Annotated in this window: 10 protein-coding genes; 8 read left to right on the forward strand and 2 right to left on the reverse strand. The window is 70.2% G+C overall.

Annotated features, from left to right (window positions below; translation table 11 throughout):
• Nucleotides 1–476: 476 nt before the first annotated feature.
• Complete coding sequence (locus ACP93_RS04960) at nucleotides 477–1,547, reverse strand: pirin family protein (RefSeq protein ID WP_048489656.1); 1,071 nt, start codon at nucleotides 1,545–1,547, stop codon at nucleotides 477–479.
• Nucleotides 1,548–1,876: 329 nt separating this feature from the next.
• On the opposite strand from ACP93_RS04960, the gene ACP93_RS04965 reads away from it, so the two are divergent.
• From ACP93_RS04965 to ACP93_RS04990, 6 genes are all read left to right on the forward strand, one after another.
• Nucleotides 1,877–2,392, forward strand: a complete 516-nt coding sequence (locus tag ACP93_RS04965; protein ID WP_048489657.1) for an RNA polymerase sigma factor — start codon at nucleotides 1,877–1,879, stop codon at nucleotides 2,390–2,392.
• On the forward strand, nucleotides 2,385–3,467 hold the full coding sequence (locus ACP93_RS04970) for a FecR family protein (RefSeq protein WP_048489658.1): 1,083 nt from the start codon (nucleotides 2,385–2,387) through the stop codon (nucleotides 3,465–3,467). The genes ACP93_RS04965 and ACP93_RS04970 overlap by 8 nt, the downstream gene beginning before the upstream one ends.
• 114 nt (nucleotides 3,468–3,581) lie before the next feature.
• Nucleotides 3,582–6,083: a TonB-dependent receptor gene (locus ACP93_RS04975; protein ID WP_048489659.1), complete on the forward strand. Its 2,502-nt coding sequence runs from the start codon at nucleotides 3,582–3,584 to the stop codon at nucleotides 6,081–6,083.
• Nucleotides 6,084–6,091: 8 nt separating this feature from the next.
• Nucleotides 6,092–7,402, forward strand: coding sequence for a histidine-type phosphatase (locus ACP93_RS04980; RefSeq protein WP_048489660.1), 1,311 nt, complete (start codon nucleotides 6,092–6,094; stop codon nucleotides 7,400–7,402).
• Nucleotides 7,403–7,619: 217 nt separating this feature from the next.
• Nucleotides 7,620–8,642, forward strand: a complete 1,023-nt coding sequence (locus tag ACP93_RS04985; protein ID WP_048489661.1) for an NAD(P)H-quinone oxidoreductase — start codon at nucleotides 7,620–7,622, stop codon at nucleotides 8,640–8,642.
• A gap of 310 nt (nucleotides 8,643–8,952) precedes the next feature.
• A complete protein-coding gene (locus tag ACP93_RS04990; RefSeq protein WP_048489662.1) occupies nucleotides 8,953–11,340 on the forward strand; it encodes a DUF3772 domain-containing protein in 2,388 nt (795 codons plus the stop codon).
• Between the two features lie 120 nt (nucleotides 11,341–11,460).
• Here the strand turns inward: ACP93_RS04990 and ACP93_RS04995 are convergent, their stop codons facing one another.
• Nucleotides 11,461–13,152, reverse strand: coding sequence for an ABC1 kinase family protein (locus tag ACP93_RS04995; RefSeq protein ID WP_048489663.1), 1,692 nt, complete (start codon nucleotides 13,150–13,152; stop codon nucleotides 11,461–11,463).
• Nucleotides 13,153–13,595: 443 nt separating this feature from the next.
• Between ACP93_RS04995 and ACP93_RS22105 the strand changes: the two genes are divergently transcribed.
• On the forward strand, nucleotides 13,596–13,736 hold the full coding sequence (locus ACP93_RS22105; protein ID WP_204243638.1) for a hypothetical protein: 141 nt from the start codon (nucleotides 13,596–13,598) through the stop codon (nucleotides 13,734–13,736).
• A gap of 85 nt (nucleotides 13,737–13,821) precedes the next feature.
• The gene (locus tag ACP93_RS05000) at nucleotides 13,822–14,970 is read left to right on the forward strand and encodes an XAC2610-related protein (RefSeq protein WP_048489664.1); all 1,149 of its coding nucleotides are present in this window, start codon (nucleotides 13,822–13,824) and stop codon (nucleotides 14,968–14,970) included.
• Nucleotides 14,971–15,070: the final 100 nt, after the last annotated feature.

The raw sequence follows: 15,070 nt of genomic DNA on the forward strand, positions 1-15,070 counted from the left end.
ATCGCCCCTCTCCCGTCGGGAGAGGGGTTGGGGTGAGGGTATGGCGCGAAGCGACTCGTAGAATTGAGGCGCACGAGCCTGCGCCAATAGCATCATCCGCCCCTGCGGGGCATTCCCCGAAAATGAGGGCCATGCTCCCGAGGGGGGAAGAACCAGCCGCCAAGGCGTGCCATCACTCCCCGAGCGTGCCGCGCCGCGATTGCGTGCGCTGTGGCGAGTGCATCGCCCCTCTCCCGTCGGGAGAGGGGTTGGGGTGAGGGTACGGCGCGAAGCGACTCGCAGAATTCAGGCGCACGAGGTGACGCCAGTCTCCTCATTCGCCCCCGCGGGGGCACCTTCCCAGAACATGAGGGCCATGCCCCCGAGGGGGGAAGAACCAGCCGCTAAGGCGTGCCATTCGTCCCCGAGCATGCAGCGCTGCGATTGCGCCCACCTGCCAGGCACAACGCAGCATCCTCAGCAATCGGCGACACGCCCTAGCCGTCGGCGGCTATCGCCTGCAACGCCGGCCGCTCTTCGCGCCCATCCGGATGTCGCGCGAAGCGGGTCGGGTCGCTGCCGTGCACCGGCGCCTCGTCCTGCCATGGCCAGCCGCCGAACTGGGTGCGGCGATAGTCGGCCATGTCCTGGGCGATCTCGGCCTGCGTGTTCATCACGAACGGACCGTGTTGCGCCACCGGTTCGGTGATCGGTCGGCCTTGCAGCACCAGGAACTCGCTCGCCTCGCTGTCACCATTGACCAACTCGACTGCCTGATCGGCGCGCAGCTCGATCGCCGCGTGGCAGGTCACCGTACGCCCGCCCACGGTCACCGCTGCGCCCTTGAAGAAGTACAGGCTGCGGCGCGTACCGCGGCCCTGCGCGGCGGGCAGGGTCCAGCGTGCGCCGGGTGCCATGCGGATCGTCCAGATGGCCACATCGGCATCGTCCTGCGCGGCCCACGAATCCGGTGGCGGCGCGAGCGGGCCGCCGACGCTGCCGGGCGCGGCGTCGACCGGGCCGATGCGGCCGGCCACGCAGGCCACCTCGGTGGTGCGGCCGGCGTCGTCGGTGGCAGTGAAGCGCGGCAGGTCTTCCGACCAGAACATGGTGAAGTGCGGTGCGGCCAGCTTGTTGCGCGCCGGCAGGTTGAGCCAGATCTGGAACAGTTCCAGCGGGTTGGGCGCCGCCGTGTCCAGCAGCGGGAACATCTCCGAATGGACGATGCCCGCGCCGGCCGTCACCCATTGCACGTCGCCGGAGCCGAAGCGCGCCGCCGCACCGAGCGAGTCGGCATGGTCGATCAGGCCCTTGCGCACGATGGTCACGGTCTCGAAGCCGCGGTGCGGATGACCGGGAAAGCCGGGAATCTCCTCGCCGTGATACATGCTCCAGCCGTCCTTGCGGCTGAAGTCCTGGCCGATGGCGCGGCCGTGCAGGGACGCCGCCGGCCCCATCGCGCCGTTGCCGGCGGGGTAGGCATCGTCGTGGTAGACGCAGAACAGGAACGGGTCGATCGTGTCCCAAGGGAAGCCAAGCGGCTTGATCTGGACGATGGGGTCGGTCATGGAGAGATCCTTCGTGCGAACGCCGCCCGAGGTTGGACGCGGCAACTTTCACGATATGGGGCGATGCCGATGGAACGGAAGGCCGGCCCGAAGGACATCCTGTCCCGCACGGGAAACGCTGGGACGCGCCGCTGCCGCTTGCAGGGTGCCCCCCATGCCTTGATCGAGCGAATCCGGCAGGCAGCGGCCTGAACTGAATGCTCGCCGGGGCGCAACCGCTCATCCGCGTCCGCACGACCCGCGCGTCATCGGACTGTCATCGCCGAGGACCAGCATCGCAGCCTTTCCGAATCGCCGGCCGCCGATGGCGCCGGCACTGCGAGTGGCTGGTGCGTTCCGAACCCCTGCCGGCGTTGTCGCGGCTGTTCCTGCAATGGCGGCCGTCGCTGAGCCGCTATTTCCGCAAGCGCCGCGCCGCGGCCTGGGATGCCGACGACCTGTTGCAGGAAGTGTGGCTGCGCCTGCAGCGCAGCGAGGCGCATGCGCCGGAGATCGCCAATCCCGAAGCCTACCTGTTCACCATCGCCGCCAACCTGATGCGCGAGCACGCGCTGCTGCATCAGCGCAGCAGCCAGCGCGACACCTGCCTGGACGACGTGCTGGACCGGCTGGCGGTGCCGTGCGAGGCCGATGCGCAGGTGCACCGCGCGCAGCGCCGGCAGCGCCTGGCCGAACTGATGGCGCGGCTGCCGCCGAAATGCCGCGCGGCGATGACGCTGCGCTACCGCGACGAGTTGGGTTACCAGGAGATCGCCGAGCAACTGCAGATCTCCAGCCACATGGTCAAGAAGTACATCATCAAGGGGCTGGCGGTGTGCCGGCAGGGCATGGCGCGCTATGCGTGAGGAGTCGCAACGCAGCGCCGAGGCGGCCGCGGACTGGTACCTGGCGCAGCGCGAGTCTACGCTGCCGCCAGCGCGGCAAGCCGAGTTCCTGGGCTGGCTGCGGCAATCGCCAGCGCACGTGGCCGCCTATCTCGACATCGCGCGGCTGCACGGCGACCTGCCGTCCGCGGCACAGGCGCAGCAGGCCAGTAGCGCGCAGCTGCGCGCGCATGCCTTGCGCAGCGGCGCGGTGGTGGTGCCGCTGCGCCCGGACGTGGAGGCACCGGCAGTGGCATCCAGCTCGCGTCGCGTCGCATCCCGACGCACGCGCTGGCCGTTGGCGGTGGCGGCCGTGCTGGCAGTGGCCGTGGCCGGACTGGCGTTGCGCCTGAGCGCGCCGGACCCGGTGCAGGCGACGGTGTACGCCGCGCCGGCGGACGCGGCGCGTAGCGTCGCATTGGACGACGGCAGCGTGGTGCAACTGGAGCGCGGCGGCGCGATCGCGGTGCGCTACGGCGCGCAGCGTCGCGACATCGCCCTGCTGCGCGGCAAGGCGGTGTTCGATCTCGGCCACGATCCGGCGCGGCCGCTGCGGGTCAGCGTCGGCACGTTGGTGATGCGCGATATCGGCACCGTATTCGGAGTCGACCCGCAGGCCGGCGGTGCGCGCGTCACCGTGCTGCAGGGGCGGGTGCAGGTGTCGCGGAATACGCCCGCATTCTGGCGCCGCAGCGACCTGCCGTCGGAGGGGGCGACGCTGGCCGACCTGGGCGGCGGCCAGCAGGCGCGGGTGGATGCGCAGGGCCGCGTGCTGGCGCGGAGCGACCATGCCGACATCACCGACGCCACCGCCTGGCTGCCGGCGCAGATCGGCGTGCAGGACCGCAGCCTGGGCGAGGTGGCGCGGCTGTTCAACGCCTACACCACGCAGCCGCTGCGCATCGCCGACCCGGCGCTGGCGGCGCGGCGGGTCAGCGGCGTGTTCCACCTGCGCGATCCGGAGGCCTTCGTCGCCTATCTCGGCAGCCTGCCGGACGTGCAGGTGCAGCGCGATGCGCACGCGGTGACCATCCGCCACGCACCGGCACCGCTGTAAGAAAAAATTCATGCAATCGACGGTAGCCGCACGGCGCACCGGGGCACTCCTAGGAGGAATGGCCGTCGCGCAGCACGCGTGAGGCCGCCCTTCCTCCCCTCCGGTGTGACCGTCATGCGCAAGCCTCTCGTCGTCTCCATCGCCCTGCTGCTCGGCAGTGCGTCCTCGCTGCCGGCCTGGTCGGCGCCCGCCGCCACGGCGCAAGCCATCGCGCCCATGCCGCTGGCGCAGGCGGTGGACCAGTTCGCGCGCAGCAGCGGCCTGCAACTGATGTACGACCCGGCGCTGGCCGAAGGCCTGCGCAGCAGCGGTGCCCCGGCCGGCCTGGCGCCGCCGCAGCAACTGCATGCCTTGCTCGCCGGCACCGGCCTGGACTACCGCATGCTGACCCCGGGCTCGGTCGCCATCGTGCGCAGCAGCGTCGCCGCCGCGCCGGCCGCCGCGCCGCGCGCACCCCGCAGTGCCGCCCCGGCCCGCGCCGAGGCCGACGGCGAGCACGACGGCCCGCGCGAACTGGCGCCGATCAACGTCACCGCCAACAGCGTCGACACACTGGCGCCCAGCGCCGCGCCGCTGGAGGCGAGCCAGCCGACCTCGGTGATCGATGAGCGCTTCATCCGCGACGGCCTGCGCCTGAACTCCAACTACGACGACATCATCAAGTACGCGCCCAGCGTGGTCACCACCTCGCCGGAAGGCCCGGGCCTGGGCAAGAACGAGGGCATCAGCATCCGCGGTTTCCAGGACGGCCAGTTCAACATCACCTTCGATGGCATCCCGTTCGGCGATGCCAGCGACCTGCACCACACCACCTCGGCCTACTTCAACAACCACGTGCTCGGCCAGGCCGAGATCGATCGCGGCCCCGGCGGCGGTGCCACCATCGGCAACGCCACCTTCGGCGGCACCCTGGCGCTGCGCACGCGCAATCCCAGCGAAGTGGACGGCGTGACCGTGTACGGCACCGGCGGCAGTTGGAACACCTGGGCCGGCGGCGTCAGCGCCGACGAGCACATCGGCAACACGCGCCTGTTCGCCGACCTGTCCAAGGAAGCCAGCGATACCTACCTCAAGGGCACCGACGATCGCCGCGAGCATGCCTTCGTCAAGACCGTCACCGACCTGGGCGAGGCGACCACGCTGACCTTCGTCAGCAGCTACAACCAGGAGCACCAGAACACCGTGCAGGGCGCCACCCGCGCGCAGATCGCGCAGCACGGCTGGCGCTACGGCCTGGGCAACGATCCGACCCTGCAGAACTACACCGGCTACAACGCCGCGGCCTACTACTCCAGCTTCACCTACCTGGGCCTGAGCACCCGCCTGGGCGACTGGGACGTCGACAACAAGGTCTACTACAACAGCTTCGACCATACGGCTTCCAAGACCAGCATCCCCACCAGCGAGAGCGCCGCCGACAACGGCGTGACCTTCTACGGCGCCACCGGCAAGAAGCTGTCCAAGGCCGCCAAGGACGTGCCGGGCAAACTGTCGGACAACGATTTTCGCGCCTTCGGCGACGTGCTGCGGCTGGCGCGCGATCTCGGCCCGGGCCAGTTGCAGACCGGCGTGTGGGTGGAGCGCAACCTCGACGAGCGCCAGCAGTTGCCGGTGGACATGAGCACCGGCGCGGCCAGCGGCACCAAGTACGGGCCGCTGTACAACTACAACCTGCACGACCGCACCGACACGCTGCAGCCGTACCTGCAGTACGACTGGAAGCTCAGCGACAGCCTCACCCTCAGCCCGGGCCTGCGCTACGCGCGGGTGCAGCGCCAGCTCGATGCCGAGCTCAACAAGAGCACACCGCCGGCGCCGGCGCATAGCGACGCCAGCTACGACGCCACGCTGCCGTCGCTGAGCCTGCACCAGACCTTCAACGAGCACTGGAGCGGCGATGTGCAGGCCGCGCGCGGCTTCCTGGCGCCGCCGATCGATGTGATCGAACTCAACGGCACGCGCGGCCTGCGCCCGGAGCTGACCAGCAACTACCAGTTCGGCACCAGCTACGCCGCGCGCGGCCTGACCTTCGGCGCCGACGTCTACTACATCGACTTCAGCAACTACATCAGCCAGACCCTGGTCACGACCGACAGCGGCACCGAGAGCGCCTTCGTCAACGGCGGCGGCGCGGTGTATCGCGGCGCCGAGGCCGAGGCCACCTACGCGCTCACGCCGATCCTGAGCCTGTACGCCAACGCCAGCTACAACGACGCCACCTACAAGCACAGCAGCACCCAGGTGGCCGGCACGCCGCGAGTGACCGCCGCCCTGGGCCTGCTGTACAACAGCGGTACCGGCTACTTCGGTTCGCTGATGGAGAAGGTGGTGGGCGCCCAGTACGGCGTGGACAACAGCACCGCGGCCAATGGCACCACCGTGTTCGGCAACGACCAGCGCCTGGGCGGCTACGCCAGCCTGGACGCGGCGCTGGGCTACCGCAGCACGCACGGGCCCTACGGTTTGAAGGGATATTCGATCAGCATGGACGTCAACAACCTGCTGAACCGGCATGCGCTGATCGGCTACGCCGGTACCCGCTCCTCCGACAACCAGCCGCTGTACTTCGGCCTGGCCGGACGCGGCGTGTTCCTCGACCTGTCGCTGAAGTTCTGAGGCCTGCCATGTCCCTTTTCAGATTCGCACGCGTGCGCAGCGGATGCTGCCTGGCGGCGGTGCTGTGCGTCGCCAGCGCCGCCTGGCCGGTGGCTGCAGCGCCCAGGGCGGACGCGGCACCGAACGCCGCGCAGGTGCGCCTGACGATCGTGGTGATGCGCCACGGCGTGCGCGCACCGACGCAATCGCCACAGGACCTGGCCAAGTACGCCGCGCAGCCCTGGCCGCAATGGCCGGTGGCGCCCGGCCAACTGACCGCGCACGGGGCGGCCGGCATGCAGGCGCTGGGCGCGCGCTATCGGCAGCGCTGGCTGGCCACGGCGCTGTTGGCGCCGGACTGCGCCGCGCCCGGCGCGGTGGTGATCGCCGACAGCACGCCGCGCAACCACGACAGCGCGGCGGCCTTCACCGAGGGATTGCTGCCCGGGTGTCAGGCACGGTACCTGGCGTTGCCGACGACGCAGAACAATCCGCTGTTCCACTTCGGCAAGGACGAGGACAAGGACGACGATGCGCCGGCGGCACCGCTGCATTTGGACGCGGCCACCCGCGGGCGCCTGCGCGCGTTGCAGCGGGTGTTGTCCACCTGCGCCGGCTCGGCCTGTGCGGCGCAGGGCGCGCAGCGCCTGGACGATCCGCAGCGGCTACAGGATCCGGCACAGGCGGCCAAAGCGTTGAAGACCGCCGGCAGCCTGGCCGAGAACCTGATGCTGGAATACGCGCAGGGCCTGCCGTTGCCGCAGGTGGCGTGGGGGCGCGCCGACGCAGCGGCGTTGCAGCGGCTGATCGGCCTGCACAACGCCTCCTTCGGCTACAGCAAGCGTGCGGTGCCGGCGGCGCGCGCCGGCGGTTCCAACCTGCTCGCGCACCTGCTGGCGACGCTGCAGGCGGCGGCCGGGCAGCCGACGGCGGTGGCGCCGCTGGCGTCGGCGGACACGCGCGCGCTGGTGCTGCTCGGCCACGACACCAACCTGGCGCACCTGGCCGGCTTGTTCGGCATTGATCCGCTGGTGCATGGTCAGCCGGACGCGTATCCGCCGGGTGGCGCGCTGCTGCTGGAACTGGTGCGACAGGATGGCAAGGATTTCCTGCAACTGCGCAGCGTGGTGCCGACCCTGCAGGCACTGCGGGCCAACCGCTTCGATGGCCGTGGCCTGCGCGAGCGGCGCTGGCCGTTGCCCGGCTGCGGTGGCCGCCTGCGCTGCCCGCTGGCGATCGCGCTGCCGGCGTTGCAGGCGCGGCTGGATCCGCAGCGGGTCGAGGCCGAGGTCCCTGCAATGACGCCATGGCCGGCGCAGGCGGCACCGGTGGGCGATTAGCTGGCGCCTGCGCTTGGCGGCACCCCAGGAGCGGCTTCAGCCGCGACCGGGCGTTCCTGAGTCATGCCTGTCGCGGCTGAAGCCGCTCCTACGAGTGCCACGGGGCCGGGGTAAATGCCGCCTGCCGTCACGGACCACTCAGCGCGGAAGGTCGATCATCGCGGTTCCCCCACGCGCCTGCGCCTGCGTGCGCCGCGCTCTTTGCCAGGATCCCGCCATGTCCCCGACCCGTGCCGCCGCGCTGCCCGATACCATGACCGCGATCGAGATCCGCGAGCCCGGTGCGCCCGAGGTCTTGGTGCCGGTGCGCGCGCCGCTGCCGCACCCCGGGCGCGGCGAACTGCTGGTGCGCGTGGCCGCCGCCGGTGTGAACCGGCCCGACGTGATGCAGCGCCAGGGCAGCTATCCGCCGCCGCCCGGCGCCTCGCCGCTGCCGGGGCTGGAGTTCGCCGGCGAGGTGGTGGGTCTGGGCGAGGGCGTGGAGCGCTACCGCCTGGGTGACCAGGTCTGCGCGCTGGTCGCCGGCGGCGGCTATGCCGAGTACGCGGTGGTGCACGAGCGCAACGCCCTGCCGGTGCCGGCGGCGCTGAGCCTGATCGAGGCCGCGGCGGTGCCGGAAACCTTCTTCACCGTCTGGACCAACGTGTTCCAGCGCGGCCGTCTGCAGTCGGGCGAAACCCTGCTGGTGCACGGTGGCACCTCCGGCATCGGCAGCGTCGCCACGCTGCTCGGACGGGCCTTCGGTGCGCGGGTGATCAGCACCGTGGGCTCGGCCGACAAGCGCGCGGCCAGCCTGGCGCTGGGCGCGGAGGCAGCCATCCTGTACCGCGAGGAGGACTTCGTCGCCGAGACCAGGCGCCTGACCGAGGGCCGCGGCGCCGACGTGATCGTGGACCTGATCGGCGGCGACTACCTGGCGCGCAACTACCAGGCCGCGGCGCTGGACGGGCGCATCGTGCAGATCGGCATCCAGCAGGGCAAGGTGCGCGAACTGGACCTGATGCCGTTGCTGGCCAAGCGCCTGACCCATACCGGTTCGACCCTGCGTCCGCGCTCGGTGATGGAGAAGGCCGCGATCGCGCGGGAGCTGGAGGAGCGGGTGTGGCCGCTGCTGGCGCAGGGCAGGATCAAGCCGCAGGTGGACCGCTGCTTCCCGCTGCACGAGGCGGCGCAGGCGCATGCGCTGATGGAATCCAGCGCGCATATCGGCAAGATCGTGCTGACGACGGCTGCGCAGTGAACCCGGGCATCGGTCGCGGCTAGCCGCCTGCTGCCGTAGGAGCGGCTTCAGCCGCGATGGGCATTCCCGGTAGAGCCCATCGCGGCTGAAGCCGCTCCTGCGCGCGATCCCGGTGGTGAAGGGAGGCAACCCTCGTCGGTGGCCATCGTGCGCGCCGGCGTTCCGCGCCTCCGCAACATACCCAGCGCCAACACGCTGGCCCGGTTCAAGCGCCGCGCCGTATAGTGCGCCGCACGCGCGGTGGTCCGCGCTTACCCATGCCGGTCCCTGCGTGCGCCTGCTGCCCCGTTCCGCATCCTCGTCTTCCCTGTTGCGTTACGCCCTGCTGCTGTTGTGGCTGTGTGCGGCGGTGGCTGCGGCCCAGCCGCAGGATGCCGCCGACGCGCCGCCGGACCCGCAGACCCTGCTGGACAGCGCCGCAAAGTCGCTGAAGGACGCGCGTGGCAAGGAGGTGGATGCAGGCAACCAGACCGCCTTCCAGGACCTGGTCACGCAGGTCTCGGACGCCTCCAACGATGCGCAGACCGCGGTCGACGCCCTTGCGCCGCAGCTGGCACAGGTGGAGGCACGCCTACAGCAGCTCGGCCCCGCCGCCACCGGCGATTCGCCCGACATCGCCGCACAGCGCAAGGCGCTGACCAAGCAGCGCGACAGCCTGGACTCGGGAGTCAAGCGCGGCAAGCTGATGGTGGTGGAAGCACGACAACTGGCCGACGAGATCGAACGCGCGCGCGCCGAGCATTTCAGCCAGGAACTGTCGCTGCGCTCGCCCTCGCCGCTGTCGCCGGCGCTGTGGAAGCAGATCGCCGCCGATTTCCCCGACGACCAGGCCAAGCTGCTGGCGCTGTACACCCTCGGCATGCAGTCGCTGCAGGACGCGATCGCCGAGCATGGCAGCGGTGCGCTCGGCGTCGGCATCGCCATCGCGATGATCCTGCTGTTCCCGTTGCGCTACCTGCTGCGTTGGTTGGGCAAGCGCTATGCGGTGTCGCGCGCGCCGGGCAGCCGCTTGCGCCGATCGGGTCTGGCGATCTGGTTCCTGTTGCTGGGCACGTTGACCCCGGGCCTGGCCGCGCTGGCCCTGGCCGAAGCGCTGCGCAGCATCGAGGCGGTGCCGGAGCGCCTGGACGCAGTGCTCAACGGCTTCGTGGTGGTCAGCTTCGCCGCGGCCTTCATGGGCTCGCTCGGCGCCAGCGTGCTGCTGCCGAACCAGCCGAGCTGGCGCCTGTTCCCGATCGACGACGCGACCGCGCGGCGCCTGCGCAAGTACACCTGGGCCACCGCGGCGCTGGCCTGGCTCAGCAGCATGCTGCTGGTGATCAATCAGGCCGCGCGCACCAGCGACTCGGCCACCGTCGCCGCCGACGGGGTGATCGCGCTGGTCTACGGCGTGCTGATCCTGGCCACCCTGACCAGCCTGTCGCGGCTGCGCCGGCGCCAGTACGCCGAAGCGGCGGAGCAGGCCCTGGCCAACGCGCAACCGCCGCCGCCCGGGCAGCACGGTGGTGCGCTGGCGCTGATCGGCGTGCTGGTCAAGGTCGCGGTGGTGGTGGCGCTGCTGGCGGCGCTGCTGGGCTATCTGCACCTGGGCCTGTTCATCACCCGGCAGATCATCTGGATCACCATGATCGTCGGCGCGGTGCGTCTGCTGATGACCTTCGCCGACGACTTCGCGCTGTGGTTGTTCGCCAGCGAAGGCCGCATCGGCCGTGCCGCCAATGGCGCCTTCGGAGTGCGCTCGAGCCGCCTGGAGCAGGCCGGGGTGCTGACCTCGGCGCTGCTGCGGGTGGTGCTGCTGCTGATCGGGATCGGCGCGCTGCTGATGCCGTTCGGCACCAACGTCTCGATCGTCTCGGACTGGTTCTCGCTGCTGTCCGACGGCATCCGCGTCAGCGACAAGGTGGTGCTATACCCCGGCGCGATCGTCCGCTCGGTGCTGGTGCTATTGCTCGGCCTGGGCGTCATGCAATACCTGCATCGCTGGCTGACCCAGACCTATCTGCCCAAGACCGAACTGGACGATGGCTCGCGCAACTCGATCAGCACGGTGGCGCGCTATGTCGGCATCATCCTGGCGGCCTTGTGGGCGCTGGCCGCACTGGGCATCGGCCTGGAGCGGATCGCGCTGGTGGTCAGTGCGTTGTCGGTCGGTATCGGCTTCGGCCTGCAGTCGATCACCCAGAACTTCGTGTCCGGCCTGATCCTGCTCGCCGAGCGCCCGGTCAAGATCGGCGACTGGATCAAGATCGGCGACCAGGAGGGCGATGTGCGCCGGATCAGCGTGCGCGCCACCGAGATCCAGGTCGGCGATCGCTCCACCCTGATCGTGCCCAACTCCGAACTGATCACCAAGACCCTGCGCAACATGACCCTGGCCGGGCCGCTGGGCCGGGTGCAGATCCAGTTCGCGGTGTCGCTGGGCACCGACGTGACCAAGCTGCGCGCGCTGCTGCTGGAGTTGTACGCGGCACATCCGGGCGTGCTGGACGATCCGGCGCCATCGGTATTCATCGATTCCATCGCCAGTGGCCACGTCACCCTCAACAGCTTCGCCTACGTGGCCTCGCCGCGGCTGACCTACGGCACGCGCAGCGAACTGTTCTTCGCCCTGCTGCAGCGCCTGGCCGAGGAGGGCATCGCCCTGGAGTCGCCGCAGGAAGTGAAGCTGTTACGCGATCCGCGGGAGAGCCGGGATTAGGGATTGGGGATTCGGGATTGGTAAAGCGCGAAGCGGCTTTGGCCGCCAGCTAGCGGCGCTGCAGGTCGCGGCTGAGCCGCTCCCACGAATCCCCAATCCCGACTCCCCAATCCCGGCCCCTCAGCGCCTGCCGCGCTCCTCGCGGGCGCGGATGCGCCGGTCGAACAGTACCGCGCTGACCACGATGCCCAGGCCCAGGATCACGCCGAGCAGGAACAGCACCATCGCGATCGCGGGGTAGCCGAACAGCTTGCTGCCGGTGTCGATGCGCATCATCTGCGTGGAGGCCAGGATCAATGCGGCGGTGACGATGCCGGCGGCGACGCGATTGGCGATCTTCTGCAGGCTCTCCATCAGCCGCGATTCCTCCAGCCCGGCCACGCGCACCTGCAGGCGGTTCTCCGCGGCCAGGGTGAGGATGTCCGAGAGCCGGCGCGGGCCTTCGCGCAGCAGCGCCTGCAACTCCATCGCTTCGCTGGCCAGGTTGGCCGCCGACAGCGACTTCTTCAGCCGCGCGCGCATCACGTGCTGCAACTGGTCCTCCACCACCACGCGCGTGTCCAGGTGCGGCGACAGCGCCCGGCACACCGCTTCCAGGTTCAGCAGGGTCTTGCCGAGCAGGCTCAGCTCGGGCGGCGTGCGCAGCCCGTAGGTGGTGGCGATGCGCACCAGGTCCAGCACCACCCGGCCTTCGGACATGGCGTCGTGCGCGGCGTAGCGGGCGATCATCTGCCCGGTCTCGCGCTGGTAGCGCTCCTCGTCGAAGTCCTCCAGGCGCGTGCTCAGCGCGATGGTTTCCTCGGCCACTTCCTCGCCGCGGCCGTCGACCGCCGCGAACAGCAGCTTGAGCAGGCGTTCGCGCAGCTTCGGCGGCACGTGCGCGACCATGCCCAGGTCGAAGATCGCCAGGCGCCCGTCGGCGAGCACGCGCAGGTTGCCCGGATGCGGGTCGGCGTGGATCTCGCCGTGCACGAACATCTGGTCCAGGTAGCCGCGCACCAGCGCCGCGGCCAGGTCGTCCATCGGTTGCTCGGTGCGGCGCAGCCCGGAGATCTTGTCCACGCGCACGCCTTCGGCCAGCTGCATGGTCAGCACGCGGCGGCTGCACAGGTCCCACACCGGCTGCGGCACCCACAGCTGCGGGAACGGACGCAGGTGCTCGCCGAAGCGCGCAAGGTTCTCGGCCTCGGCCTCGTAGTTCAGTTCCGCCAGCAGCGCCTTGCCGAACTCGGCCAGCCAGTCGGCGAAGCGGATGCGCCGGCCCAGCCCGGTCAGCTTGTCGGCGGCGCTGGCGAAACTGCGCAGCACCTCCAGGTCCGAGCGCACCTGCGCGGCGACCTCGGGCTTCTGCACCTTGATCGCCACCGGGGTGCCGTCGCGCAGCGCGGCGCGGTGCACCTGCGCCAGCGAGGCGCTGCCCAGCGGCGTGTCGTCGAAGGCGGAGAAGGCCTTGTTGATGCCGACGCCGAGTTCGGCCTCGACGATCTCGCGGATGCGCTCGCTCGGAATCGGCGCGGTGTTCTCCTGCATCCGCTCCAGGGCGGTGGCGAACTCCGGCGGCACCACGTCCGGGCGGGTGGACAGCATCTGCCCGAGCTTGACGAAGGTCGGACCCAGCGCTTCCAGGTCGGTGACGAACTGCTCCGGCGTGCCTTCCGGCGGCAGCTCGTGCTCGCCCTGGGCGGTCTCCATGTCCATCCCGGAAAACACCCCGGAGCTGCGGTAGCGCAGCAGCAGGCGCAGGATCTGGGTACGGCGGCTGAGGCCGCCGATCACGTGCGGGGTGTCCGCAGCGTCGTGCGTCGCGCTCAAGGTGGGCTCCGGGCAAGGGTAGGCGCCGTCGAGTGTGGCGACGGCCGGGTCGTTGCGCGGTGAATCCCGCGGCGCGCATCGCCGGTTCGCCGCCGACGGGAGGCGCTTGCATCCACTGCCGGGAGACGGGGCCGATGATCGCTGTCCACGCGACCGGTGCAGTCCCGCACCATGGTCCCCGTACAGCCGGTCTGTCGTCTTCGACACCCGGCCCGCGGTCGCTGGCGATGGCGGCGGCGTCATGGTGATGCGTCGTATCCTGCCGCATTGCGAATAGCGAGGGTCGGAGCGAGCGGAATGCAGCGGAGCGCGTGGGCGAGGTCGATCGGAGTGCTTCAGCATTACCGCGTGTGGCGCGGTCACCGGCGCGACGCGCCAGAGACCACACCACGGGAAGGCGCGATGCGCGCAAAGACACGCGGTCTCGGCATGGCTGTCGCCCGATGAGCAGACGCCGGCTCGCGCTGCTGGTGGCGGTGGTGGTCCTGGCGCTGCTGGTCATGGTCTGGCTGGGCGACGCCGGTGCCGGCGTCACCACCGAGGTGCGCAGCGCCTTGCGGGCCTTCGCGCGTGCCCTGTTCTGACGCCACAGGTGGCCAGCCGCCCCTGTTCCAGTGCCGCGGCTGCGCTTACCCTGGGCGTTCGCTGTCACCTGCCCGGAGCGCCGCCATGTCCGTCCTCGTTTTGCCCGCCGTCCGCCGTGCCACTGTGCTTGTCGCGTGCGCGTTGCTGGCCGTGCTGCTGTCGGCGAACGCGACCGCCGCGGCCGCGCCGCAGCGCTATGCCGGCGAGGATTTCGACGCCAAGGCCTTTGCTGCCAGCAAGCGCCGCAGCTACGAGCTGCAGGACTTTTCCGACCGCTACCGCGCGACGCTAGAGGTCGAGGACAACGACGGGGTGTTCCGGCCCGGGATCGTGCGCGTGTTCGCCCGCGGCAACGCCACGCCGCTGCTCGAAGTGGCCTCGCCAGAGTTGGTGGTGGACACCGATGCCAAGGGCACCAAGGTCAAGGCCAACGTGCACGAGTTGCCGTACGGCGAACAGAGTGTGCTGATCTACGACGATTTCAATTTCGACGGCATCAAGGACCTGGCGGTGATGGACGGCCAGAACAGTTGCTATCACGGCCCGTCCTACCAGGTGTATCTGGGCACGGCCGATGGTTTCGAGGCCAGTCCCGGCTTCACCGAGTTGGCGCAGAGCAACTGTGGTCTGTTCCAGGTGGATGCCAAGGCGCGTGAGATCCACACCATGACCAAGGACGGCTGCTGCTGGCATCAGTACGCGACGTACACGGTGCGCGATGGTGAGCCGCTGCTGGAGCGCGAAGTGGTAGAAGATGCGCGCAGCGAGGGGCCTGGCTTGGCCCAGGAGACGATCTACCGCGACCGTGCCGGCAAGCGCGTGGCCGACACGCACTACCTGTGGGACGACGAAGGCGGCACCACCGCGGGCGAGCGCAAGATCCTGCTCGAGTTCCGCCTGGCGCCGGCCGGCAAGCGCATCGTGGTGTTCGCCAATGTCGGCGACGGTGCCAGCAGCAAACCGTTCTATGCGGCGATCGGCGCGCAGCAACGGGTGGACCTGCTGTATCCGGATGCCGAACGCGAGGCCATGGACTACGACGCGGACCGCCACGTGCTCAGCTTCGAGCGTGGCGACACCACGTACCGCATCGTCGGCAATGCGCAGGGGGGGCCGCAGCGCATGGAGGTGGTGGTGCGCGGCAAGACCCAGCCACTGGCGCTGCAGCCCGGCTCGGTGCAAGGCTCGCTGCAGGCGGTGGCGCAGGTGCTGGAGGCTGCGTCGGCGGAGTAGGGGTGACGGGGCCTTGCTCCCAAGACGCTGGCGATTCCTGCTTGTGCGCGTCGGGACTGAAGTCCCTCCCACAGTGCACCCGGACAGCGCATTGCAGCCC

The organism is Xanthomonas sp. NCPPB 1128 (genome assembly GCF_001043115.1).
In the GTDB taxonomy this organism is placed as follows: domain Bacteria; phylum Pseudomonadota; class Gammaproteobacteria; order Xanthomonadales; family Xanthomonadaceae; genus Xanthomonas_A.

Bases quoted from the DNA above. Each gene is read 5' to 3' on its own strand.
- ACP93_RS04960 (WP_048489656.1), bottom strand. From the start codon at position 1,547: ATGACCGACCCCATCGTCCAGATCAAGCCGCTTGGCTTCCCTTGGGAC.
- ACP93_RS04970 (WP_048489658.1), top strand. From the start codon at position 2,385: ATGCGTGAGGAGTCGCAACGCAGCGCCGAGGCGGCCGCGGACTGGTAC.
- ACP93_RS04975 (WP_048489659.1), top strand. From the start codon at position 3,582: ATGCGCAAGCCTCTCGTCGTCTCCATCGCCCTGCTGCTCGGCAGTGCG.
- ACP93_RS04980 (WP_048489660.1), top strand. From the start codon at position 6,092: ATGTCCCTTTTCAGATTCGCACGCGTGCGCAGCGGATGCTGCCTGGCG.
- ACP93_RS04985 (WP_048489661.1), top strand. From the start codon at position 7,620: ATGTCCCCGACCCGTGCCGCCGCGCTGCCCGATACCATGACCGCGATC.
- ACP93_RS22105 (WP_204243638.1), top strand. From the start codon at position 13,596: ATGAGCAGACGCCGGCTCGCGCTGCTGGTGGCGGTGGTGGTCCTGGCG.
- ACP93_RS05000 (WP_048489664.1), top strand. From the start codon at position 13,822: ATGTCCGTCCTCGTTTTGCCCGCCGTCCGCCGTGCCACTGTGCTTGTC.